Annotated in this window: 1 protein-coding gene; it reads left to right on the top strand. The window is 72.5% G+C overall.

All coding sequences use genetic code 11. The annotated features are described in order from the left end of the window. On the top strand, window positions 1-502 hold a 502-nt coding region (locus C6558_RS39085; protein ID WP_199197145.1), incomplete at both ends, for an SCO1664 family protein.

The following is a 502-nucleotide window of genomic DNA, read 5'->3' as shown; positions in this document are numbered from 1 at the left end:
GCCGCGGACGTGCCCGCCGACGAGCTGATGGCCGGGGAGCTGACGCTCACCGGCCGCATCACGACGGCGTCCAACGCCACGTTCCTCGGCGCGATCGGTGACACCCCGGTGGTCTACAAGCCGGTGGCCGGCGAGGCCCCGCTATGGGACTTCCCTGCCGGAACCTTGGCCCGCCGCGAGGTGGCCGCGCACCTGGTGTCCGAGGCGCTGGGCTGGGACATCGTGCCGCGCACCTGGCTGCGCGACGGGCCCTTCGGCGAGGGCATGGTGCAGCTCTGGCAGGAGCAGGACCCTGAGCAGGATGCTGTGGACCTGTTCCCGGCGGACGAGGTGCCGGCCGCGGGGTGGCTCACCATCCTGGAGGGCGAGGACGAGGACGGGAATCGGCTGGCCCTGGCCCATGAGGACTCGGCGGCGCTGCGCCGCATGACGGTGTTCGACGTGATCGTCAACAACGCCGACCGCAAGGGCGCCCACATCCTCGCCATGCCCGGCGGGCACC

The sequence above is a fragment of the Ensifer sp. NM-2 genome (genome assembly GCF_003024455.1).
GTDB classification, from domain to species: domain Bacteria; phylum Pseudomonadota; class Alphaproteobacteria; order Rhizobiales; family Rhizobiaceae; genus Ensifer; species Ensifer canadensis.
Note: the sequence above shows the minus strand (reverse complement) of the source record. Positions and strands in the feature narration are given on the sequence as shown.